General features: G+C 64.2%; 21 protein-coding genes and 1 pseudogene. 9 read left to right on the forward strand and 13 right to left on the reverse strand.

The annotated features are described in order from the left end of the window. Positions 1-77 precede the first annotated feature (77 nt). The 4 genes from ACX3OW_RS19395 (at position 78) to ACX3OW_RS19410 (ending at position 3,296) form a co-directional block, all read left to right on the forward strand. On the forward strand, positions 78-578 hold the full coding sequence (locus tag ACX3OW_RS19395; protein WP_459097438.1) for a DUF1993 domain-containing protein: 501 nt from the start codon (positions 78-80) through the stop codon (positions 576-578). Between the two features lie 116 nt (positions 579-694). Then, positions 695-1,438, forward strand: coding sequence for a glycosyltransferase family 2 protein (locus tag ACX3OW_RS19400; protein ID WP_459097439.1), 744 nt, complete (start codon positions 695-697; stop codon positions 1,436-1,438). 71 nt (positions 1,439-1,509) lie between these two features. After that, positions 1,510-3,027 (forward strand): flagellar hook-length control protein FliK, encoded by a 1,518-nt coding sequence (fliK, locus tag ACX3OW_RS19405; protein WP_459097440.1) that lies wholly within the window; start codon positions 1,510-1,512, stop codon positions 3,025-3,027. Beyond that, positions 3,024-3,296 carry an EscU/YscU/HrcU family type III secretion system export apparatus switch protein gene (locus ACX3OW_RS19410; RefSeq protein WP_459097441.1) on the forward strand — a complete coding sequence of 91 codons (273 nt, stop codon included), beginning with the start codon at positions 3,024-3,026 and terminating at the stop codon, positions 3,294-3,296. The genes fliK and ACX3OW_RS19410 overlap by 4 nt, the downstream gene beginning before the upstream one ends. A 54-nt stretch (positions 3,297-3,350) precedes the next feature. Here ACX3OW_RS19410 and ACX3OW_RS19415 read toward each other — a convergent pair whose 3' ends face one another. After that, positions 3,351-3,770 carry a hypothetical protein gene (locus ACX3OW_RS19415; protein WP_459097442.1) on the reverse strand — a complete coding sequence of 140 codons (420 nt, stop codon included), beginning with the start codon at positions 3,768-3,770 and terminating at the stop codon, positions 3,351-3,353. A gap of 186 nt (positions 3,771-3,956) precedes the next feature. Here ACX3OW_RS19415 and ACX3OW_RS19420 point away from each other — a divergent pair, with 186 nt between their 5' ends. Further along, positions 3,957-4,505, forward strand: a complete 549-nt coding sequence (locus ACX3OW_RS19420) for a DUF2076 domain-containing protein (protein ID WP_459097443.1) — start codon at positions 3,957-3,959, stop codon at positions 4,503-4,505. A gap of 31 nt (positions 4,506-4,536) precedes the next feature. On the opposite strand, the pseudogene ACX3OW_RS19425 reads toward ACX3OW_RS19420, so the two are convergent. Together ACX3OW_RS19425 and ACX3OW_RS19430 are read right to left on the reverse strand one after the other, a co-directional pair. After that, positions 4,537-4,890, reverse strand: a pseudogene (locus ACX3OW_RS19425) (cell wall hydrolase); the annotation flags it as partial. A 210-nt stretch (positions 4,891-5,100) separates the two neighbouring features. Continuing rightward, a complete protein-coding gene (locus ACX3OW_RS19430; protein ID WP_459097444.1) occupies positions 5,101-5,433 on the reverse strand; it encodes a hypothetical protein in 333 nt (110 codons plus the stop codon). Between the two features lie 182 nt (positions 5,434-5,615). Here ACX3OW_RS19430 and ACX3OW_RS19435 point away from each other — a divergent pair, with 182 nt between their 5' ends. Further along, positions 5,616-5,942, forward strand: a complete 327-nt coding sequence (locus tag ACX3OW_RS19435) for a hypothetical protein (protein WP_459097445.1) — start codon at positions 5,616-5,618, stop codon at positions 5,940-5,942. Here the strand turns inward: ACX3OW_RS19435 and ACX3OW_RS19440 are convergent. Beyond that, complete coding sequence (locus ACX3OW_RS19440; RefSeq protein WP_459097526.1) at positions 5,939-6,568, reverse strand: 5'-methylthioadenosine/S-adenosylhomocysteine nucleosidase; 630 nt, start codon at positions 6,566-6,568, stop codon at positions 5,939-5,941. The genes ACX3OW_RS19435 and ACX3OW_RS19440 overlap by 4 nt on opposite strands. A gap of 81 nt (positions 6,569-6,649) precedes the next feature. Here ACX3OW_RS19440 and ACX3OW_RS19445 point away from each other — a divergent pair, with 81 nt between their 5' ends. Next, entirely contained in the window at positions 6,650-7,996 is a 1,347-nt protein-coding gene (locus ACX3OW_RS19445; protein ID WP_459097446.1) for an MFS transporter, read from the forward strand. 8 nt (positions 7,997-8,004) lie between these two features. On the opposite strand, the gene ACX3OW_RS19450 is transcribed toward ACX3OW_RS19445, so the two are convergent. From ACX3OW_RS19450 to ACX3OW_RS19490, 9 genes are all read right to left on the reverse strand, one after another. Continuing rightward, positions 8,005-9,213: an MFS transporter gene (locus ACX3OW_RS19450; RefSeq protein WP_459097447.1), complete on the reverse strand. Its 1,209-nt coding sequence runs from the start codon at positions 9,211-9,213 to the stop codon at positions 8,005-8,007. A gap of 83 nt (positions 9,214-9,296) precedes the next feature. Then, positions 9,297-10,805 carry an FAD-dependent monooxygenase gene (locus ACX3OW_RS19455; protein WP_459097448.1) on the reverse strand — a complete coding sequence of 503 codons (1,509 nt, stop codon included), beginning with the start codon at positions 10,803-10,805 and terminating at the stop codon, positions 9,297-9,299. Between the two features lie 364 nt (positions 10,806-11,169). Then, positions 11,170-12,108: an N-acetylglucosamine kinase gene (locus tag ACX3OW_RS19460; protein WP_459097449.1), complete on the reverse strand. Its 939-nt coding sequence runs from the start codon at positions 12,106-12,108 to the stop codon at positions 11,170-11,172. Further along, a complete protein-coding gene (locus tag ACX3OW_RS19465) occupies positions 12,105-12,770 on the reverse strand; it encodes an N-acetylmannosamine-6-phosphate 2-epimerase (protein WP_459097450.1) in 666 nt (221 codons plus the stop codon). Before ACX3OW_RS19465 ends, ACX3OW_RS19460 begins: the two co-directional genes overlap by 4 nt. After that, positions 12,767-13,630: a carbohydrate ABC transporter permease gene (locus ACX3OW_RS19470; protein WP_459097451.1), complete on the reverse strand. Its 864-nt coding sequence runs from the start codon at positions 13,628-13,630 to the stop codon at positions 12,767-12,769. The genes ACX3OW_RS19465 and ACX3OW_RS19470 overlap by 4 nt, the downstream gene beginning before the upstream one ends. Next, positions 13,627-14,547 (reverse strand): carbohydrate ABC transporter permease, encoded by a 921-nt coding sequence (locus tag ACX3OW_RS19475; RefSeq protein WP_459097452.1) that lies wholly within the window; start codon positions 14,545-14,547, stop codon positions 13,627-13,629. Before ACX3OW_RS19475 ends, ACX3OW_RS19470 begins: the two co-directional genes overlap by 4 nt. A gap of 76 nt (positions 14,548-14,623) precedes the next feature. Beyond that, a complete protein-coding gene (locus ACX3OW_RS19480) occupies positions 14,624-15,865 on the reverse strand; it encodes an extracellular solute-binding protein (RefSeq protein ID WP_459097453.1) in 1,242 nt (413 codons plus the stop codon). 25 nt (positions 15,866-15,890) lie between these two features. Beyond that, positions 15,891-16,955, reverse strand: coding sequence for an ABC transporter ATP-binding protein (locus ACX3OW_RS19485; protein WP_459097454.1), 1,065 nt, complete (start codon positions 16,953-16,955; stop codon positions 15,891-15,893). Between the two features lie 146 nt (positions 16,956-17,101). Beyond that, positions 17,102-17,950 carry a MurR/RpiR family transcriptional regulator gene (locus ACX3OW_RS19490; protein WP_459097455.1) on the reverse strand — a complete coding sequence of 283 codons (849 nt, stop codon included), beginning with the start codon at positions 17,948-17,950 and terminating at the stop codon, positions 17,102-17,104. Between the two features lie 164 nt (positions 17,951-18,114). Here ACX3OW_RS19490 and murQ point away from each other — a divergent pair, with 164 nt between their 5' ends. After that, the gene (gene murQ / locus ACX3OW_RS19495) at positions 18,115-19,050 is read left to right on the forward strand and encodes an N-acetylmuramic acid 6-phosphate etherase (RefSeq protein ID WP_459097456.1); all 936 of its coding nucleotides are present in this window, start codon (positions 18,115-18,117) and stop codon (positions 19,048-19,050) included. Between the two features lie 23 nt (positions 19,051-19,073). Further along, positions 19,074-19,565, forward strand: a complete 492-nt coding sequence (locus ACX3OW_RS19500) for a GNAT family N-acetyltransferase (RefSeq protein WP_459097457.1) — start codon at positions 19,074-19,076, stop codon at positions 19,563-19,565. Position 19,566 lies beyond the last annotated feature (1 nt).

Consider the following 19,566-nt stretch of genomic DNA (forward strand, 5'->3'; position numbering starts at 1 on the left):
CTGCCTTGCCAGCCCTCCAATGCGGGCGCAAGAAGAGTTGTTCCCGTTCGGGGCCGGACAATCAAGGTGACTTTGCGATGAGCATTTCTGTCTACGGCATGACCGTGCCGATCTTCACGCGCATGCTGACCAATCTGCTGGCCATCATGGACAAGGCCGAAGCCAATGCGGGCGAGCGCAAGGTCGACACCATGGTGCTGTCCAATATGCGGCTGGCGGCGGACATGATCCCGTTTCGCGGGCAAGTGATGATCGCCACCGACCACGTCAAGGGCTGCGTGTCGCGCCTGGCTGGCCGCGAAATCCCGTCCTGGCCGGATACCGAAGAGAGTTTCGATCAACTCCGCGCCCGTATCCAGAAGGCGCTCGACCTGCTGGCGACGATCAAGCCGGAAGACCTTGAGGGCGGCAACGAGCGGCAAGTGACGCTCAAGCTGGGCGGCAAGGACGTGACCATGTCGGGCCAGACCTATCTGACCGAGCGGGCACTGCCGAACTTCTTCTTCCACGTCACTACGGCCTACGCCATTCTGCGTCATGCCGGCGTGCCGATTGGCAAGCGCGACTATATCGGCTGAGGCGAGCCGGGGCTTGCCCCGGGAAAAGCGCGCTGCTCTGTTGCCGTTGCCGCAGTCAGCGGCTATTGGCAGCGCATCGCGGCGCGCCGCGCCGCCCCCTTAGCCCAGAGGCAGCAATGAAACTGGCCTTCGTCATACCCGCCTATAATGAAGAGGCGCTGATCGGCAAATGCCTCGACTCGGTGGTGGCCGAAATCGCGCGCTCCGGGGCCGATGCCGAGATCATTGTCGTCAACAATGCTTCCACGGACCGCACCGGCGAAATCGCCCGCAGCTTCCCCAGTGTCCGCGTGGTGGATGAGCCCAAAAAGGGTCTGGTCAATGCCCGCGACGCCGGCTTTGCCGCCAGCGAAGGTTTTGAGCTGGTCGCCAATATCGACAGCGACACCATGGTGCCGGCCGGCTGGCTCGACACCGTGCTGACCGAATTCCAGCGCGATCCCAAGCTGGTGTGCCTCAGCGGCCCCTATGTCTATTACGACATGAGCGCTTGGAGCCGGTTCCTGGTGAATATGTTCTACGGCCTGACCTGGCTGATCTACGTGCTCAATCGCTATATTTTGCGCGTCGGCTCGGTGGTGCAGGGTGGCAATTTCGTCTTCAAGCGCGCCGCCTGGGCGCAGGTGGGCGGCTATGACCGCTCGATCCAGTTTTTCGGCGAAGACACCGATGTCGCCGTGCGCCTGTCCAAGGTGGGCAAGGTCAAATTCACCTTTGCCCTCAAGATGAACACCTCCGGCCGCCGGCTGGAGAAGGAAGGTGTGTTCCGCACGGCGGGCACCTACACGCTGAATTTCTTCTGGGTGACCTTCCGCGGCAAGCCGGCCACCAAGGATTATACCGACGTCCGGCCCGACTGAACGCCGATAGCGGGAATCGTCCCACCTGCTAGAGTGGGCAGGCCGCATAGGGCGGTCGAGGGTTGGAACGCATGTCGATCCCTTCCCAACTTCCCCAACTGGTGACTGCCGCTCGCACCGGGGCGCTGCAGGCCCTGGCCTTGCAGGCCGGGCAATTGATCGATGCGAGAATTGTCGGCGCAGCGCCGAATGGCGGCACCCGGGTGGAAATCCGCGGGCAAATGCTGAACCTGCTGCTGCCGATGGTGGTGCAGGCCGGGCAGACCCTGACCTTTGAGGTGCAGGGCAGCGGCACGCAATTGCGCCTCGCGCTGCAGCCGGCAGCCGCCGTAACGCCCAGCCCAGCGCCCGCCACAGCCAGCCCGCCAGTGCCGCAACCGGCTAGTCCCCTGCCGATGTCCCCAGCGTCGGCACCGCCACAGATCGTGCCGTCGCCACAGCCTGTACCACTCGCCGCGCAACCGACCAGCCCGGCGGCAGCGCAGCCCGGTCAGCCAGCAGTACTGCCAGCGACGCCTTATGCCCCGGCCTCGCCAGCGATGGTGTCGACCAACCCGGCTGCAACCGCTGTTGCGACCACGGCGCCCGCCACGCCGCCAGCCGCGCAGCCCATACCCGGTGGCATCCAGCCGGTAGCCCCTGCCATGACCGGGGGCGGCCTTTTCAATCAACCGCCTCCGGCCCAGCCGGCGACCCCACAGGCGGCGCTGGCCCAGATGGTACAGGCTTCCGTGCCGCGGCAGGGCGCGGTGACCAATCTGACGGCGGCGCTGACGGCCATTGCCGGCCGGGTCGTGCTGCCGGAGCCGGTGTTGCGGGCGGCGCAGCAGGTCTTGGCCGGGCGGGTCGCCATCGACGGCGTCAAGTTCGACGGCGCAAGCTTGCAAAATGCGGTGCGCAGCTCGGGCGTGTTTCAGGAGGCTGCGCTGGCGCGCGGGCAGGCGCCGCTGCCGCAGGCCGACATGAAGTCGGCGCTGCTGGCCTTGCGGCAGACGCTGACGACCTGGTTGGGCCAGCAGGCGCCGGTGACGCCCGTCGCCCATATCGCGCCGCCGCTAAAAGGCAGCGTGCCGCGCGCCCGGGCCAACGAGCCGCCGCCCCTCGATCCCGAAGACGGGCCCGAAGCGATCGGCAAGCAATTGCTGGAGCGCACGGATTCAGCGCTGGCGCGGGTGCGGCTGCATCAGCATGCCTCGCTGCCCGAGCCGTTGGGCCGGACAGGCGATTGGAGCATGGACCTGCCGGTACTCGTCGGCCCCCAGCAGACGCTGATGCAGATCCAGATTCACCGCGACCAAAACAACGAGGGTGCCGAAGGCGGCGAGCGTGGCTGGCAATTGCGCTTCGCGCTGAACCTGCCGGGCATGGGAGAAGTGGGTGCGCAGGTTTCACTGCGGGCGGGGGCCACCGGCGTGATGCTGTGGGCCACCGAGCCTCAAACCTCGGCGGCGCTGGAGGCGGATCTGGCGCTGTTGCGCGACGGGCTCATGGCGGCCGGTCTCAACCCCAGCGCCGTCATCGTCCGCCACGGCGCACCACCCGCGCCGCCGCCTGCGCCCTCAGGCCATTTCGTGGATTCGCGCACATGAGCGATGACCGCAAACCACGCGCGCTGGCTGTGGCGCTACAATATGAAAAGGGGACGCGGGACGCGCCGCGTGTCATCGCCAAGGGGCGTGGGTTGCTCGCCGACCGCATTGTCGGACTGGCGGAGGAAAATGGCGTGGTGATCGAGGCCAATCCAGTGTTGGCCGAGGCGCTGAGCGGCGTCGAAATCGACGACACCATTCCGCTTGAACTCTACGAGGCCGTGGCCATCGTCATCGGCTATGTGTTGCGGGTCAGCACGCAGAAATAGCCGGAACCGGCCCCGCGACGAATCGCGGGGCCGGATTGGTCGGCAGTGTCGGGCTTACTGGACGCCGAGCATCTGCTTGGCGGCCTGCTCAGCCATGTCGCCGGCCTGGGTGATCTGCTCGGCCGTCAGGCCCTGCGCCTTGGCGGCATCTTCAGCGGCCTTGCGGGCAGCAGCAATGGTTTCGGCCTTCTGCGCATCGGTCATGGTGGCGGCCTGGGCCTGCACAGCCTGCATCGCCTGCTCCGGGGTCACCGTGGTGGCATCGGCAGCAGGGGCTGCGGCAGGAGCGGCAGCGGGTGCCATCGCCGGCGCGGCCGGAACGGCTTCGACAGCGGGTGCTGCCGCTGCGGCGGGCGCTGCCACCGGGGCGGTTTCGGTCGTCGCTGCGGGCGCTGCAGGGGCGTTGGAGTCGCTGCAGGCAGCCAGAGTCAGGAGGGCAACGGCAGCCAGCGGCAGCAGGATCTTGGTGGTCATTGAGAATATCCCTGTGGTCTCGGCCACTTATGCGGCCAATCACGGTCTCGTTACACTGCGAGTCCTGGCGAAGTTTTGGCCAAGCCGTGGCTTTTCTGAGGCAAAGTCCAATGGGGCGATCAACATTGCAACGATTGGCCTTGCTACCCACTTATTCCCCATCATCCGTCGCTCAGGAGTGGGCCCATGCCGAACCAGCAAGACCAGCAGGCGATCGACAGCCTGTTCAACCGCATCGAAGATGTGGCGCGCAATAGCCAGCCGCGTGATCGGGATGCCGAAGCGCTGATCCAGCAGCGATTGCGCGAATTTCCGCCCGCACCCTATTACATGGCCCAGACCATTCTGGTGCAGGAAGAGGCATTGCGGCAGGCGCAGGAGCGCATTCAGGAGCTTGAGGCTGGCCAGCGCGCCGGCTCAGGCGGCGGTTTTCTCGACAGCCTGTTCGGCGGCGACGTGCCTCCGCGTCGGCCGGCCCGCCGTGGACCATGGGATCGTGGGCCGCAGGATTATGCTGACCGGCGCGGGCAGGGCGGCGGCTTTCTCGCGGGCGCGGCACAGACCGCGCTTGGCGTCACCGGTGGCATGCTGCTGGGCAGCGCCATTGTCGGCATGCTGGGCGGCGAGGCGCAGGCCGGGGAGCCGGACAGTGGCGGCGCTGACGATCAGCAGGATATTGACGCCGGTGGCGACGGTTTCGACGGTGGCGACTTCGATCTCGGCGGCGATTTCTAGGCTTCCTGCCGGGACCTCAGAATGTTCCGGGAGTGCGCTTTTCGTAGAACTCGTTGCCGCCAGCTTCGAGCACGTAATACATATTGTTGTAGGGGAAGCGCAGGCCGGCGGTGTGGAAATGCTGGGCATTCTGCACGCCGGGATGCCGCGCGCCACGCAGCACCTGGTCGGCGGTCTGCGCCGCCAAAACCGCGCCGCTATCGGTCATCTTGCGCGTGAGTACGCCTTGGGCGAACTGGTTTTTCTGCCCCACCACACCGCAGACTGATCTGGGGTAGCGGCCGTCATGGACCCGGTTCATCACCACGGTTCCGACGGCAAGCATGCCCTCGGAACTGGAGCGGTTGGACTCGAAATACATCGCGCGCATCAGGCATTCTTTTTCGCTGAGCTGCGCCATGCCGAAATTGAGGCCCAGGAAACTGCAGCCACCCAGGCTGGTCACCGCGACGGCAAAAGCGGCGAAACGCAATATGGCTGTTTGGGAACGCGCCATGGGGCATCTCCGGTCTGTTGCTTTTGTGCAAGTTTGACCGAAAATGCCCCAACAGACTTAAGGAAGGCCTGCGTCGAAGGGTTAATGAAACGACAAAGCTCAGTGGCGCGTGAAGATCAGCGTCGAGAGCAGGGCGATGACGCCGAGCGCGACGAGGGCCGGCACCGGGTTTTCCTGCACCGCCTTGCCGGCAGCATTGGCCTGGCGGCCGACCTGCTTGGCAACCACGGCGCCCTGGTGACGCACTTCCTTGGCGATGGCCACGGCGTTGTGCTGTACATCGTCCAGCGCGCCGCCACTATATTCGCTGACAGCAGAAGAGATTGCGGCGATTTCCTTACGCAAATTCGCAACCTGGTCATGCAGTGCATCGGACATGTTTTCGCTGGCGTCTTCGACGGTCTTGAGGGTTCGTTTGGCGGCGGTGGCCATCGGCTCGCTCCGGTAAGTTGAGTGTGTAGTGGCTCAACTCGGCGCCGGGCCGGAGGTTCCCCCAGCCCGCTATCTGGGGCGATTTACCCGTTTGCACGAAAAAGTAACCGCATTCCTCTTGGCTACTATATGTCTTATGCCCAGATAGTGGGTGGAACAGTTCCGTCCGAGGGGATCCGACTATGGCAGCCAAGAGCCACGACCGCCTCAACCGGCAGTTTGACCGCCTGCAACGCCGCATACCCGATTTCGCCGCCCGCCTGCTCGAACGCGTCCGCCGTCCCGGCGCGCGCTGGGTTCGTATCCCACTGAGCATCCTGTTGATTTTGGGCGGCATTTTCAGCTTCCTGCCGGTGCTGGGCATCTGGATGCTGCCGCTGGGCCTGCTGCTGCTGGCGATCGATCTGGTGTTCCTGCAGGGACCCGTCAATCTGGCCATCGTCCGCGGCACCCGCAAATGGACCACCTGGCGCCGCGCTCGCCGCGACAAAAAGGCCAGCGGCAACTAGGCGCTGAGCGCCTCGATCACATCGACCGCCGCCGCCAGCTTCTCATCGATAATGTGCAGATATTGCGTCCAGTCGCCGACATGGCCGAGTTCTTCTGCGCCATCGGAAATGCCGCGCAACGCCAGCAGCGGCACGCCAAAGCTCTGGCAGGCGCGCAGCACGGCATAGGTTTCCATATCCACCATCTCGGCCTCGATCGCGTCATAGGCAGCGCCGGAAACGATATTGGCGCCGGTCGACAGCGTGGCTGTGGCGAGGCCCGGGATGGTTCGCAGCGGCAGCACGGCCGGGAGATCGAGGAAGGGCGTCTGGCCCTTGGGGAAGCCCAGCGCCGATGCATCCATGTCGCGATAGCTGACGCTGCTGGCCTGATAGACGCCGCATTGTTCCAGACTACGCGAGCCAGCCGAGCCGAGTGAGACCACCAGTCCGGGCAGGGCATCCTGCCGTTCGGCCAGCGCCCGCGTCACCGCCACGGCGGCTTCCACCGGGCCGATGCCGGTCATCAGCGGCGTAATCCGGGCCCGCAGATGCGGCCCATATTCGGCCTCGGCGGCCATGACATAGAGGATGTTCATGAGGGCCACGCTAGCATGGTTGCGGCAGGAAAACCGAGCTGCTGACAGGATTCGTCACGGTCAATCGTTACTTGAGAAATGGGCCGCAAACCCATAATTTAACGCCCCGCGCGAGGTGCAGGTGACGTCATGAACAAGACTTTTTATCACATCCTCGGCAACAATCTGGTCGCCAATATCACCAATTTCACCGTGTGGTTCGCGGTGACCTTCTGGGTGTTCATCGAGACTCAGTCAGTGTTCGCCACCGGCATGATTGCCGGGCTCTATCTGGTGTTCACCGCCGGCTTTGGCTTCTGGCTCGGCAGCATTGTCGATCACAATCCCAAAAAGCTGGTGATGATGGGCTCCAGTGTCGTGTCTTTCGGCTTCTACGGCCTGGCGCTTATCGTGCTGCTGCTGGAGCCGGAAGGGGCGTTCACCGATCCCTATGGCCTTTATCTCTGGGGCTTTGTGCTGCTGATCATGCTCGGGGTGATTGCCGGCAATATCCGCTCCATTGCGCTGCCGACGCTGGTGACCGTGCTGATTCCAGAGGATCGGCGCGACAAGGCGAATGGGTTGGTGGGCATGGTGAGCGGCATTGGGTTTCTGACGACCTCGGTTATCAGCGGTTTCCTTGTGGCTTATGGCGGCATGTTGGCGGTGTTGCTGATGGCGCTGGCGCTGAGTCTGCTGGCCTTTCTGCATCTCAATCTCGTGACGATTGACGAGCAGCGCGCTGCCGCGGTTCCGGGCGAGCCGGCGGCGCCCAAGACTGTTGATATCAAGGGCACCATTGCGGTGATCGCGGCGGTGCCGGGGCTGTTTGCGTTGATCTTTTTCGCCACCATGAACAATTTTCTCGGCGGCATCTTCATGGCGCTGCTTGATGCCTATGGGCTGTCGCTGGTTTCGGTGCAGGTCTGGGGGCTGTTGTTCGGCGTGCTTTCTACGGCCTTCATCGCCAGCGGCATCATCATTTCGCAGACCGGGCTGGGCAAAAATCCCTTGCGTACCCTGCTGTTAGTCAACCTCATCACCTGGGGCGTGTGCTGCGTCTTCACCATCCAGCCGTCGATTTGGCTGCTGGCCGGCGGCTGTTTTATCTGGATGCTGCTGGGGCCCTATGCCGAGGCGGCCGAACATACGACGCTGCAAAAGGTGGTGCCGCTGGAGCGGCAGGGCCGGGTATTCGGCTTCGCTCAATCGGTGGAACAGTCCGCTTCGCCGCTGACAGCCTTCCTGATTGGGCCGCTGACGCAGTTCGTGGTCATTCCGTTTATGACCGACGGGGCGGGGGCTGATGCCATCGGCAGCTGGTTCGGGACCGGGCCGGATCGCGGCATTGCGCTGGTTTTCACCGTCGCCGGCCTGTTCGGGGTGATGCTGACCATTCTGGCCTTCAACTCGCGGTATTATCGTGAATTGTCAGCGGCTTATGCTGGCGGGGATGACGACGGCGATGGCGGGGCGACCGAAGCCAGCCCCGCCTGACGACAAGCTCACGCCGGCAGCATGCTGGCAGATTTCTTGCGGTTTTCTGGCGGGAAGGCCAGAGCCATGGCGGCGGCGGCCAGGCCGATGGCGGCCGAGCTGATATAGAGCCAGTGATAGTCGCCAAACGTATCGAAAATCCAGCCGCCACCGAGCGGGCCAAACGCCATGCCGATGCTCGAGGTCATGGTGATGCCACCCAGCACCATGCCCATCACCTGCGGCTCGAAATATTCGCGCGCCAACACCGCATAGAGCGGCATGACGCCGCCATAGGCCATGCCGAGCACCACGGCGAGCATGTAGAACTCGGTGAGCTGGGTGACGTAGATATAGGTGAAGATGCCGGCCGCCTGCAGCAGCAAGCCGCCGATGATCACCCGCTTGACGCCGAGCCTGTCACCCATGATGCCGAACGCCAGCCGACCGAACAGGCCGGCGACGCCTTCGACGCTATAGATGCTGGCGGCGGCCAGGGCCGAGGCGCCGCAGATCATGGCGTAGCTGACGGTGTGGAAGATCGGGCCGGAATGCGCGCCACAGCAGAGGAAGAACACCACGGCGAGCACTGCGAATTGTGGTGTGCGCAGGGCCGACCAGGTTGAGGATTTTTTTGGCTGCGGGCCATCGACCGGCGCCGCTGCCGCCAACAGGATGGGGGCGCGGCGAATGAGCAGGCTGGTGGGCAGCAGGATGATCCAGGCGGCGATGGCGATGATCAGCATGGCGCTGCGCCAGCCATAGGCTTCGATCAACACGCTGGCCAAGGGGGTGATCACCATCGGCGCGACGCCGCCGCCGATCGAGACCAGCGAAACGGCCAGACTGCGGTTTTTGTCGAACCAGGCCAGAGTTGTGGCGATGAGCGGAGCGAAGAAGGCTCCGCCAGCGGCGCCGATCAACCCGCCATAGGCGAACTGAAATTGCAGCAGGTCAGTGGCGCGGCTGGCGAGGAACAGGCCGAGGCCGAGCAGGCCCGAGGCGATCAGCACCACTGGGCGGGCGCCGATGCGGTCGCTGACCGTGCCCCAGAAAAAACCGGCAAAGCCCATGACGATAAAGCCGATGGTCATGGCCCCGGAAATGCCGGCGCGCGACCAGCCGGTGTCGTCGGCCATCGGTTGCAGATAGACCGGCAGCGCGAACATCGAGCCCGCCGCCACACAGGTGATCAGCGCCCCGGCGGCGACGATGACCCAGCCATAATGTCGTTCCATGATTTTTGCCCCTCCGAGCGTGTACCATTCTAGACGAATGGCTCCCGGCTGGCTCGACACGCCCGAGCAATTTTTTTTGCGACTTAGGGCGGGGCGGGAGGGCCGAACCAGGTGGTGAGGGCGTCGGTCAGTCCCTGCTGGCTCTGGTCCCCGACCCAGGCGACGTAGCCGTCGGGCCGGATCAGCACGGCGGCGGGCGCGGGGATCGAGCCGAGGTCCGGGAGGTCCCATGGGCCGGCATAGTGGGCGTCGAGCAGTTGTACCCGATCCGCCCATGGGGTGATGTCGAACGCGCCGGGTGCGCCGAAATTGAGCAGCAGCGGTTGGGCCTGATGCAGCAGGCTGAAGACGCGCAGCGGGCCTTTGGTGGTGACCAGATCGAGATCGGGCATGCGACGGCCGAGCAGGGGATGGCCAGGGCCGAAATCGTAATGGATGTCGAGCCCGGACAGCATGGCGGCGAAGTGGCGGCGCGGCTCGTCCATGCCCAGCAATTCCGCCACGGTGTCGCGCAGCGCCTTGGTGCGGCCGTCGTCGCGGCGCAGCGCCACGGCGGCGATGGTATTGCGCAACACGCGGGCGCCAATGGGGTGGCGTTCGGCGTGGTAGGTGTCGAGCAGGCTGTCGGGCGAAATGCCCTTGATCACCTGCGCCAGCTTCCAGCCCAGATTGACTGCGTCCTGCACCCCGGTCTGCAGCCCCTGACCGCCATCGGGCGGATGCACATGGGCGGCGTCGCCGGCAATCAACACCCGGCCCTGGCGGTAGGTGGCGGCCTGCCGCGCCATATCGGTGAAGCGGGAGATCGAGATCGGGCTGTGGACGCCGTAATCGGTGCCATAGACGGCGATCATTGCCTTGCGGAGATCGTCCAGCGTCGGGTCGCCATTGGCGCCGACCTGCTCTTCGGTGACCATGACGCCGATTGGGCCCGTGTCGGCATAGATCACCTCGCCATCGCGGATTTCGTACTCGACCCGGCCCAGCGAATGGACGCCGAAGGCGTTGCGGGTGGTGCCCCAGGCCGGTGGCAATTCAGCAAGCTCGACCTGGGCGATGAGGTTGCTGGTGGTCGGGTCGAGGCCGGGGAAGTCGATACCGGCAGTCTTGCGGATCAGGCTGCGCCCGCCGTCGCAGCCGACGAGATATTGCGCATGCAGCACCCGGCCATCGCTGAGGACTACATCGACGCCGCTGGCGTCTTGGGTGAAGTTCGTGACCGTAACACCATGGTAAATCAGCACCTTTAGCTCGTTGACCCAACCGGCGAGAATGCGTTCGATATGGTTTTGCCATAGGCCGAGCCCATAGGGATGGCGGGTGGGAAAGTCGCTGATATCAAATTTCACTCCGGCAAAGCCGGCGACCTGCGCCTTTTGCCCCTCGTCCAGAAAGCGTTCGGCGATGCCGCGCTGGTCGAGGATTTCGATGGTTCGGGAATGGAGGCCCCCGGCGCGCGAGCCGGCGAGGTTCTGACTGGGGCGGCGCTCGATGATGAGTGGTGTAACGCCGGCCAGCGCCAGTTCGCCCGCCAGCATCAGCCCGGTCGGGCCGCCGCCGGCGATGATGATTGCAGGCTGGGGATTGGGCATGGGTCGCTCCGCACAGTTGGGGTCGGACAGAGGTTTTACGCCAGGGGCGGGGCCTTGAAGCAAGACCCTTGTGCGCTACATGTAAGGATGGCGGGGGGGTGGACGTTGCCCCAACCACGATGTCACCCCGGCCTTGAGCCGGGGCCCATCCCCCGATCACACCGTTACGGCCATCTCAGGATGGGTCCCGGCTCAAGGCCGGGATGACACGGTGGTTCGATGTTGTCTCCGTGTGCTTGGCTCCACCCCACCCTCATTCCCTCCCCATCGAAGGGGAGGGAGGCGCAGGTTGCGATGCCGGTGCCATCGTCGCCCTCTCTTGTGGGGAGGGATCAGGGTCGCCCAAATGCCGGCCCCTGTGCGACTAGCCGATCGATGTTCGCGCGGCCAGCACTTGCCGCCAACCGGGGGTGCTGCTGGTTTGCAGTTGGGCGGCGGCGAGGGCGGCGTCGGCGTTGAGCAGGCGGATATCGGCGTCGGGCAGCAGGCGCTGAATTTCCTCGGTGATCAGCGGATGCAGTTTGAGCACGCCGCCGATGACGCCGACGGGGTGGTGGCCGGCCCGGGCGATCAGGGCTTGGGCCAGACGCGCCAGTTCGGCGGCGGCGTCGCGCAGGATTGTCGTGGCGACCAGATCACCGTCATGGGCAGCGCGGGCAACCGCGACGGCGAGAGTGCCGATGCGGCCGCGGTCGCCGGCATAGATGAACTGGCGCACAGCGTGCCATTCGGCCCCGCCGATGGCGTTGAACATATGCTGGGCCAGCGTGGCGACGACGTCAAAGGAGCCGTTATGGTCTTGCGCGCGGTAGAGCAGGTCCAGCGCCCGCAGCGCGATCCAGCTGCCCGAACCGGCATCGTCGATGAGAATGCCCCGGCCTCCGACGCGGACAAAACTGCTGTCGGCGCTGATATGCAGGCCAATGGAGCCGGTACCGGCGGAAATCAGATGGCCTTCGCCCGGCGCGAAATTGGCCATATAGGCCAGCACGATATCATCGGTGATGATGATGGAGCCGGGTCCCGCCATAAACACGGCGGCGATCAGGGCTTCCACCTCGGCGGCGACGGCGGAGCCATAGCCGGTCAGGCCGATGGTGATGCTGGTTGTGGCCAGCCCGGCCGCGCCCAACGCCTGGGCGATGCTGACGAGCGCCAGCCGCAGGCGTTCCTTTTCAACCGGATTGAAGATGTGTCCGGTCGCGCCAGCGGCCTGGCCGCGCGCCAGCACTGCACCAGTTTCGTCGCAGGCGACCCAGCGGCTGGCGGTGCCGCCGACATCAATGCCCAGATGAGCACTCAATGGGGGACGCCTTCGGTGACGAAGCTACGGGTAATTTCGCGCGGATTGGTGATCATGGTGCCGACGACGACGGCATGGGCGCCGGCGTCGAAGGCCCGCCGCACCAGAGCGGGCGTGTTGAAGCGGCCTTCGGCAATGACCGGCACGGAGAGGCGCGAGGCGAGAGCTTCGAGCAGGGCCAGATCGGGCTCCTGTGGCTTGGGTTGCGTCGCCTCAGTATAGCCCGAAAGCGTGGTGGCGACATAGGTCGCGCCGTAATCGGCGGCGGCCAGACCCTCTTCGATTGTGGAAATATCGGCAAACACTTCCGCGCCCAGCTCGTCGCGGATGCGGCACACCAGTTGCTCGGGGGCTTCGCCATTGCGGGGGCGGGCGGTGCAGTCGAGAGCGACGATCTCTGCGCCCGCCGCGACGATGGCTTCGGCGGCGACGAAGTTGGGGGTGATGTAAACCGGGTAGCGGTCGGAGAAGATCTTGTGGATGCCGATGATCGGCAGGCCGGCGGCTTTGACCGCAGCAATGTCGTCGGGGCCGTTGGCGCGAATGGCGACGGCGCCGCCATCGCGGGCGGCCAGCGCCATGGCGCCCATGAAGGCGGGGCCATGCAACGGGTTATCGGCCCGCGCCTGGCAGGAGACGATCAGCCCGCGTGGCAGTTTCATTTCACCGCACCCGAGGTCATGCCGGCGATGAACTGCTTGGACAGCACGATATAGAGGATGACGATGGGCGCGGCCGACAGGGTCAGGCCGGAGAACAGCACGCCCCAATCGGTGGTGTATTCGCCCATGAAGGTGGTGAGGCCCTGCGGCAGGGTTTTGAGGTCATCATTCTGGATGAAGACCAGCGGGAAGAAGAAATCGTTCCAGATCGGCACTACGTTCTGGATGGCGGCGATGACCATGGCGGGCCGCACCAGCGGCAGCATGATCGACCACATGATGCGGGCCTCGCTGGCGCCATCCATGCGGGCGGCGTCCTCCAGCTCATTGGGCAGGGTGCGGATGAAGCCGGTCATGATGAACACCGTCGAGGGCAGGCCCATGGCGGTATAGACGAAGATCAGCGACAGCTGATTGTTGAGGATCGACAAGTCCCGCATCAGCATGAACAGCGGAATGATGGCCAGCTTGAGCGGCAGGGTCAGCCCGGCGAGGAAGAACATCAGGATGAAGCTGGCGCCGGTGAAGGCATAGCGGCCGATGGCATAGGCGGCCATGGTGCCCAGCGTCAGGATCAGCACCATCGAGGCGCCGGTGACGAAGAACGAGTTCAGCAGATAGCGCAGGAAATTGGTCTGGGTCCAGATTTTGATGAAGTTCGCCACCTGGGTGAAATCAGGGACGGAGAAGGGCGACTGGAAAATCTGCGGCGTGGTCTTGAAGGCCGAGAATACCATGATGACGATGGGCGCCAGCATGATGACGGTATTGGTGATCAGGATGATCTGCAGCAGCCCGTCGCGGCCCAGCGCGGCGAACGGACCCTTGCGGTCGTAATAGGCAGTTTCGGCGGCGCTCACAGCTGAATCTCCCGGGCCCGCAACCTGACGGTGATGACGCTGGCAATGGCGGCGATGAAGATGAAGATCAGCACGGCCAGCGCGCTGCCCAGCCCGAAATCCTGCTGGCCGGACGAGACGTTGCCGAAGGCGGTGCGGTAAAAATAAAGCCCCAGCACGTCAGTGGAGCCGAAGGGCGAGCCGTCGAGCCCGGCCATGATGTAGGGCAGCTCAAACCAGTTGAAGGCGCCGACAAACAGCAGGGTGAAGACGATGGTGGCGCTGGGGGCGACCAGCGGCCAGACCACTTTGGTGATCTTGACCCATTCGCTTTCGGTTTCCATGCGCACGGCGTCGAGGATTTCCCCCGGGATGCGCTGCATGCCGGCGAGGAACACCAGGGTGGGAAAACCCACCATGTGCCAGGCCTGAGCGGCGATCAGCGACCACAGGGCGGTGGAACTCTGCCCCAGCCAGGGTTGGGCCAGCCAGCCCAGCCCCATGCCGCGCAGGCTGAGATTGACCGCGCCGAACAGGGGATGGAGGAACAGCTTGAACAGATAGGCCACGATGATGGTGGAGAGCACCACGGGCAGGAACACGGCGATGCGGTGAAAGCGGGCGCCGGGCAATTCGCGCCACAGGGCATAGGCGAGCAGAAAGCCCAGCCCGTTCTGCAGCACCATCAGCGCTACGAACACCGTGATGTTGTGGCTGAAGGCATTGATGGTCCAACTGCGATAGGGCTCGACGAACAGGACGGTGGAGAAATTCTCGAGGCCGACAAAGGCGCCGCGGCGCAGGCCCTGCCAGTCGAAGAAGGCATAAGCGAAGGCCGACAGGATCGGATAGACGATGAACAGCGCCACAAACGCCAGTGGCGGCACGATGAGCACGGTGATCCACAGACCACGGCCGGTCATCCGTAATTGGGGCATGTCGCGTTCGCTTCGCTGGACAGTCGGGGCGGGGATGCCCCCTCCCGCAAGCGGGAAGGGGCGCAAGCGTGGTGGCTTACTTCTTGAACGGCGCGTACCAGGCAGCGAGCCCGTCGGTGATCGCCGTGCCGATGGCCTCAGGCGTGGTCTCGCCGGAGAACAGCTTCTGCATCTCGCCCTGGATCAGCACCGAGCCGGAAGGCTCGCCATAGCGGAAATTCACCAGCATCAGATAGGGAATGGAGTGCTGGTTGAGTTCGTTTACCTCGGCCAGCAGCGGGCTGTCGAAGCTGACGCCCGGCACGGCCGAGACGGCGCTGAGCGTATTGGCCATGGCCTGACCGAATTCGGTGCTGGCCAGATAGTTGAGGAACTTGAGCGAGGCTTCCTTGTTGGCGCCGGCGGCATTGGCCGCGTAGCCACCGTCGAAATAGATCGCCACCAGCTTCTCATCGGCAGCGGCGCTGCCGGGAGAGGCGAACATGCCGAGCTCGATATCGGGGTTCTGCGCCTTGAAGGTGGCCAGCTCATAGGAGCCGCCGACAAACATGCCGGCCATGCCCGAGCTGAACAGCTGCTGGGCCGAGGGGTAATCGAGGCCGATAAAGCCATCGGGGAAGTAGTCGGCGGCGAGGCTGGCGATCGCGCCCAGAGCCGAGGTGAAGCGCTCATCGGTGAAGTCGGCTTCGCCGGCCATCAGCGCATCATAGAAGTCCCGGCCCATCAGCGAGGAGCCGAGGCCGAAGGTGACGGTCTCGTTCTGCCAGGCGGTCGCAGTGCCGTTGGCGAAGGGGATAACGCCGGCATCCTTGAGCTTCTGGCTGGCGGCGACCAGTTCGTCCCAGGTCTGCGGCTCGGCGAGGCCATTGGCGTCGAAAATGGCCTTGTTGTAGATCACCAGCTGCGACTGGCTGGCGAAGGGCACGGCATAGAGCGTGCCGTCTTCGCGCATGCTTTCAGCGGCGAGCGCGGTGGGCGCGAAGGCGGAGAGGGCTGGGATCATCTCGGTGGTCAGCGGCTCGAGATAGCCACCAATGGCGAGGTTTTCGAGGCCGCCATAGGCGCGGACCTGGGCCACGTCGGGACCGGTGCCGCCGGCGAGGGCGGTGGCCAGAATGGTGTTGTAATTGGTCGCCTCGAAGGTCTCGAACTTGACCGTGATGCCGGGATTGGCGGCTTCGAAGGTGTCGATGAACTGCTCATAGGCAGCACGGTCTTCCTGGCGCCAGCTCCAGAAGGTCAGGTCCTGGGCCAGTGCCGGGACGGCGATGAGCACGGCGCCGAGCGCCGCGCCGATGCGGATAAGATTGGTCTTCATGAAGGTTCCTCCCTGTTGCAGTCGTTTAAGGCGTCAGCCGCCGGCCATGCTCGGCGGAAAAGAAATGCGCCGATGCTGGTTCCACCCGGACGGTGACCAGTTCATCGGGCGGAAAGCTGTCATTGGGGGCGGTGCGCGCGGCCAGCAAAATGCCGTCGGTCAGCCGCACATAGACATAGGCGTTGTCGCCCAGATATTCGGTGTAAACCACCTGACCGGCAAAGCCCTCATCGGTGTGGCCCCTGGCCAGCTTCACCGCATCGGAGCGCAGGCCGAGTTTGAACGCATTGCCTTCGGGCATGGGGCCGACGGCCACCGCGCCGCCGCCTTGCATGGCCAGCCGGTCACCGTCGCGGGCGACGTCGAGCAGGGTCATGCGGGGCGAGCCGATGAAGGTGGCGACGAAGGTGTTGGCGGGGGTTTCGTAGAGCTGGCGCGGCGAGCCGACCTGCTCGATGCGGCCTTCATTCATCACCACGATCTTGTCGGCCAGGGTCATGGCCTCGACCTGATCATGGGTCACGTAAATCATGGTGCCGCCGATATCGTGGTGCAGGCGGGCGATTTCGAGCCGCACATCGGAGCGCAAGGCGGCGTCCAGATTGGACAGCGGCTCATCGAGCAGGAACACATCCGGCTTGCGCACCAGTGCCCGGCCGATGGCGACGCGCTGGCGCTGGCCGCCCGAGAGTTCGCGCGGCTTGCGCTGCAACAGCGGTTCGAGGCGCAGCATCTGCGCGGTGTCGGCGATGCGCTGTTCGACCTCGGCCTTGTCGAGCCCCATCAGGCGGGCGCCAAAGGCCATGTTTTCGTAAACATCCATATGCGGGTAGAGCGCATAGGACTGGAACACCATGGCGATGCCGCGCCGCGAGGGCGGTACGTCGTTCATGCGCTTGCCGTTGAGGAAGAACTCGCCTTCGCTCATCGGATCGAGCCCGGCGATCAGCCGCAGCAGGGTCGACTTGCCGCAACCGGACGGGCCGACAAACACGACAAATTCGCGATCCCCGATTTCGAGGTCGATGCCGTGCAGCACTTCGGTGTTCTTGAAGCGCTTCTTGATGCCGCGCAGCGATAGTTGAGCCAAGACGCCTCCTCCAAGGTCCAGCGGGCAGGCAAGCCGCTGCAAGCCGGCACACCCCTCCAAGTCGGGCCAACGTTGGAATACTAAATTCCAAATCTTCTTAGTGTCAAGAATATAAAATTAAGAGACGGAGCTTGTCGTGGCTGGTTTCAGGCCTTCAACACGGTGACGGCGGTCTCGCTGCGATGGATGTAGTCATAGGCATCGGGCTGGCGTCGGACCAGGAGGATGAACAGCATGTCCATCAGCATCAGCTGGGCGTCGCGCGAGGTTATGGCGGAGGAGCGCACCCGCTCTTCATCGGCCACGGTGAACAGGCTGATATCGGCCAGATCGAGCAGCGGATTGGGCTGCAACCCGGTGATCGAGATGATGGTGGCGCCGCGCTGCTTGGCCAGTTCGGCGATGCGCAGGATTTCGAGGCTCCGCCCGGAATGGGACAGCGCCATCAGCACGTCGTTTTCGTTCAGCGCCGACGCATTGGAAATCTGGATGTGGCTATCGTTGTCGAGCAGCACGGTGCGGCCCAGCTTGAGCAGCTTGAAAGAAAAGTCCTTGGCCACCAGCGAGGAGGCGCCAACGCCCGCCAGCTGGACCCTTCGCGCCTTGACCAGCGCATCAATCGCCAAATCGATGGTGTGTTCGCCATTGGCCGACGACGTCTCGCGCATCGACAACAGCTTGCTGCCGATCAGCTTCTGCAGGATGGTCATATAGCTGTCGCTGGCGTCGATGGTGCCGTGAATGACGCCACCCGGCGAATGCCATTCCAGCGCCTTGGCCTTGTTTACCGCCAGCTTGAGCTGCTGATAACCGGCATAGCCGAGCTTCTGGCTGAACTTGACCACACTGGACTGACTGCGGCCAGTGGCCTCGGCCAATGCTGCCGAAGACAGGGTCAGCATGCGTTCGGGATTGTCGATGATGAACTGCGCAATCTGGCGATCCGCCTGCGTCATCGACTCCAATTGTGCACCGAGGATCTTCAGAATGGACATGCTTGCTTCCGTAGTTGGCGCTGCCAAACCGCCGCCGCTGCGCTGCGATTGGCCGCCACGCCATGCTGCACCGTGTCGACATGAACTGGAATACAATATTCCTCGTTTCGTTGACACAAGGAATATTCGCCTCTAGCATTTCAGCGGATTTGAGTGAAGGCACGATGGCAAAACACACCCTGATGGCGGAACTGGGCGATCTGGTTTCCGAAGCGCGCAATCCCCAAACCACGCAGATCGACCTCATGTCGACCCAGCAGATTCTGGCCGCGATGAATGCGGAGGATACAAGGGTGCCCGAGGCGGTCAACGCGGTGCTCCCCAATATTGCCGCAGCGGTCGATCGCATCGTCGATGCCTTCAAGGCGGGCGGGCGGCTCATCTATATGGGCGCCGGCACCAGCGGGCGGCTGGGTGTGCTCGACGCTTCGGAATGTCCGCCGACTTTTGGCGTGCCCGAGGGCATGGTGATCGGGTTGATCGCCGGCGGCGACACGGCCTTGCGCCATCCAATCGAAGGCGCCGAGGATGATCGCGACGAAGGCCGGCGCGACCTCGAAGCCATCAATGTTTCAGCCAAGGATGTGGTGGTGGGGATCGCCGTCAGCGGCCGCACCCCCTATGTGATTGGCGGGCTCGATCACGCCAAGAGCGTCGGCGCCGTCACCGTGGCGCTGTCCTGCAATCCCGACTCGGTGATTGCCCGCCTCGCCGATATCGCGATTTCGCCGGTGGTGGGGCCCGAGGCCCTGAGCGGCTCGACCCGCCTCAAATCCGGCACGGCGCAGAAGCTGGTGCTCAACATGCTGACCACGGCCAGCATGATCCGCATCGGCAAGAGCTATGAGAATTTGATGGTGGATCTGTCGGTCAGCAATGAGAAGCTGGCGGCGCGGGCCACGCGCATTGTGGTGGAAGCAACCGGCTGCAGCAGCGAAGAGGCGGAACGCTATTTGGCGTTGAGCCGCAATAATGTGAAGCTGGCCATTCTGATGGCGCTGACCGGGCTCGACGCCGCCGCCGCCGAGGTGAAGCTGAACGCGGCCGATGGCTTCCTGCGCCGCGCGGCCGGCCAGCAGCAGCCACGCGCTGCCGGCTAGCGCCTGTATTGGAGGATTGATCGATGGATCTGCTCGCCAATCTCCATAGTCGCCAACTGGACGCCTTGCGCCAGCGCGTCGAGGGGGTAGGGGCGGTGATCCGGGTGGCGCTGCCGCCCGAGCAGCACATCATCAAGGACTGGGTTCGTGCCCATTTCAGCGAATATTGGGTGAGCGAAGTCAGCGCCGCCATGGCGCACCAGCCGCCGGGTTGCCTGATCGCCGTGGTTGACGGGGAACTGGTGGGCTTTGCCTGCTACGACGCCACGGCGCGCGGCTTTTTCGGCCCGACCGGGGTGTCCGAGACCCAGCGCGGCAAGGGCATTGGCCTGGCTTTATTTTATCACACCCTGATCGCCATGAAGGCGCAGGGCTATGCCTATGCCATTATCGGCTCGGCTGGTCCGGTGGATTTCTATGTCAACGCCGTGGGCGCCATGCCCATTCCGGCCGACAAGGAGGATATCTATCAGGGCCTGCTGCGCCTCAAAGCCAAACCAGAAACCGCTGGGTGAC

It is taken from the genome of Devosia sp. A449 (assembly GCF_054489375.1).

Bases quoted from the DNA above. Each gene is read 5' to 3' on its own strand.
- ACX3OW_RS19395 (WP_459097438.1), top strand. From the start codon at position 78: ATGAGCATTTCTGTCTACGGCATGACCGTGCCGATCTTCACGCGCATG.
- ACX3OW_RS19400 (WP_459097439.1), top strand. From the start codon at position 695: ATGAAACTGGCCTTCGTCATACCCGCCTATAATGAAGAGGCGCTGATC.
- fliK (WP_459097440.1), top strand. From the start codon at position 1,510: ATGTCGATCCCTTCCCAACTTCCCCAACTGGTGACTGCCGCTCGCACC.
- ACX3OW_RS19410 (WP_459097441.1), top strand. From the start codon at position 3,024: ATGAGCGATGACCGCAAACCACGCGCGCTGGCTGTGGCGCTACAATAT.
- ACX3OW_RS19415 (WP_459097442.1), bottom strand. From the start codon at position 3,770: ATGACCACCAAGATCCTGCTGCCGCTGGCTGCCGTTGCCCTCCTGACT.
- ACX3OW_RS19420 (WP_459097443.1), top strand. From the start codon at position 3,957: ATGCCGAACCAGCAAGACCAGCAGGCGATCGACAGCCTGTTCAACCGC.
- ACX3OW_RS19430 (WP_459097444.1), bottom strand. From the start codon at position 5,433: ATGGCCACCGCCGCCAAACGAACCCTCAAGACCGTCGAAGACGCCAGC.
- ACX3OW_RS19435 (WP_459097445.1), top strand. From the start codon at position 5,616: ATGGCAGCCAAGAGCCACGACCGCCTCAACCGGCAGTTTGACCGCCTG.
- ACX3OW_RS19445 (WP_459097446.1), top strand. From the start codon at position 6,650: ATGAACAAGACTTTTTATCACATCCTCGGCAACAATCTGGTCGCCAAT.
- ACX3OW_RS19450 (WP_459097447.1), bottom strand. From the start codon at position 9,213: ATGGAACGACATTATGGCTGGGTCATCGTCGCCGCCGGGGCGCTGATC.
- ACX3OW_RS19455 (WP_459097448.1), bottom strand. From the start codon at position 10,805: ATGCCCAATCCCCAGCCTGCAATCATCATCGCCGGCGGCGGCCCGACC.
- ACX3OW_RS19465 (WP_459097450.1), bottom strand. From the start codon at position 12,770: ATGAAACTGCCACGCGGGCTGATCGTCTCCTGCCAGGCGCGGGCCGAT.
- ACX3OW_RS19475 (WP_459097452.1), bottom strand. From the start codon at position 14,547: ATGCCCCAATTACGGATGACCGGCCGTGGTCTGTGGATCACCGTGCTC.
- ACX3OW_RS19480 (WP_459097453.1), bottom strand. From the start codon at position 15,865: ATGAAGACCAATCTTATCCGCATCGGCGCGGCGCTCGGCGCCGTGCTC.
- ACX3OW_RS19490 (WP_459097455.1), bottom strand. From the start codon at position 17,950: ATGTCCATTCTGAAGATCCTCGGTGCACAATTGGAGTCGATGACGCAG.
- murQ (WP_459097456.1), top strand. From the start codon at position 18,115: ATGGCAAAACACACCCTGATGGCGGAACTGGGCGATCTGGTTTCCGAA.
- ACX3OW_RS19500 (WP_459097457.1), top strand. From the start codon at position 19,074: ATGGATCTGCTCGCCAATCTCCATAGTCGCCAACTGGACGCCTTGCGC.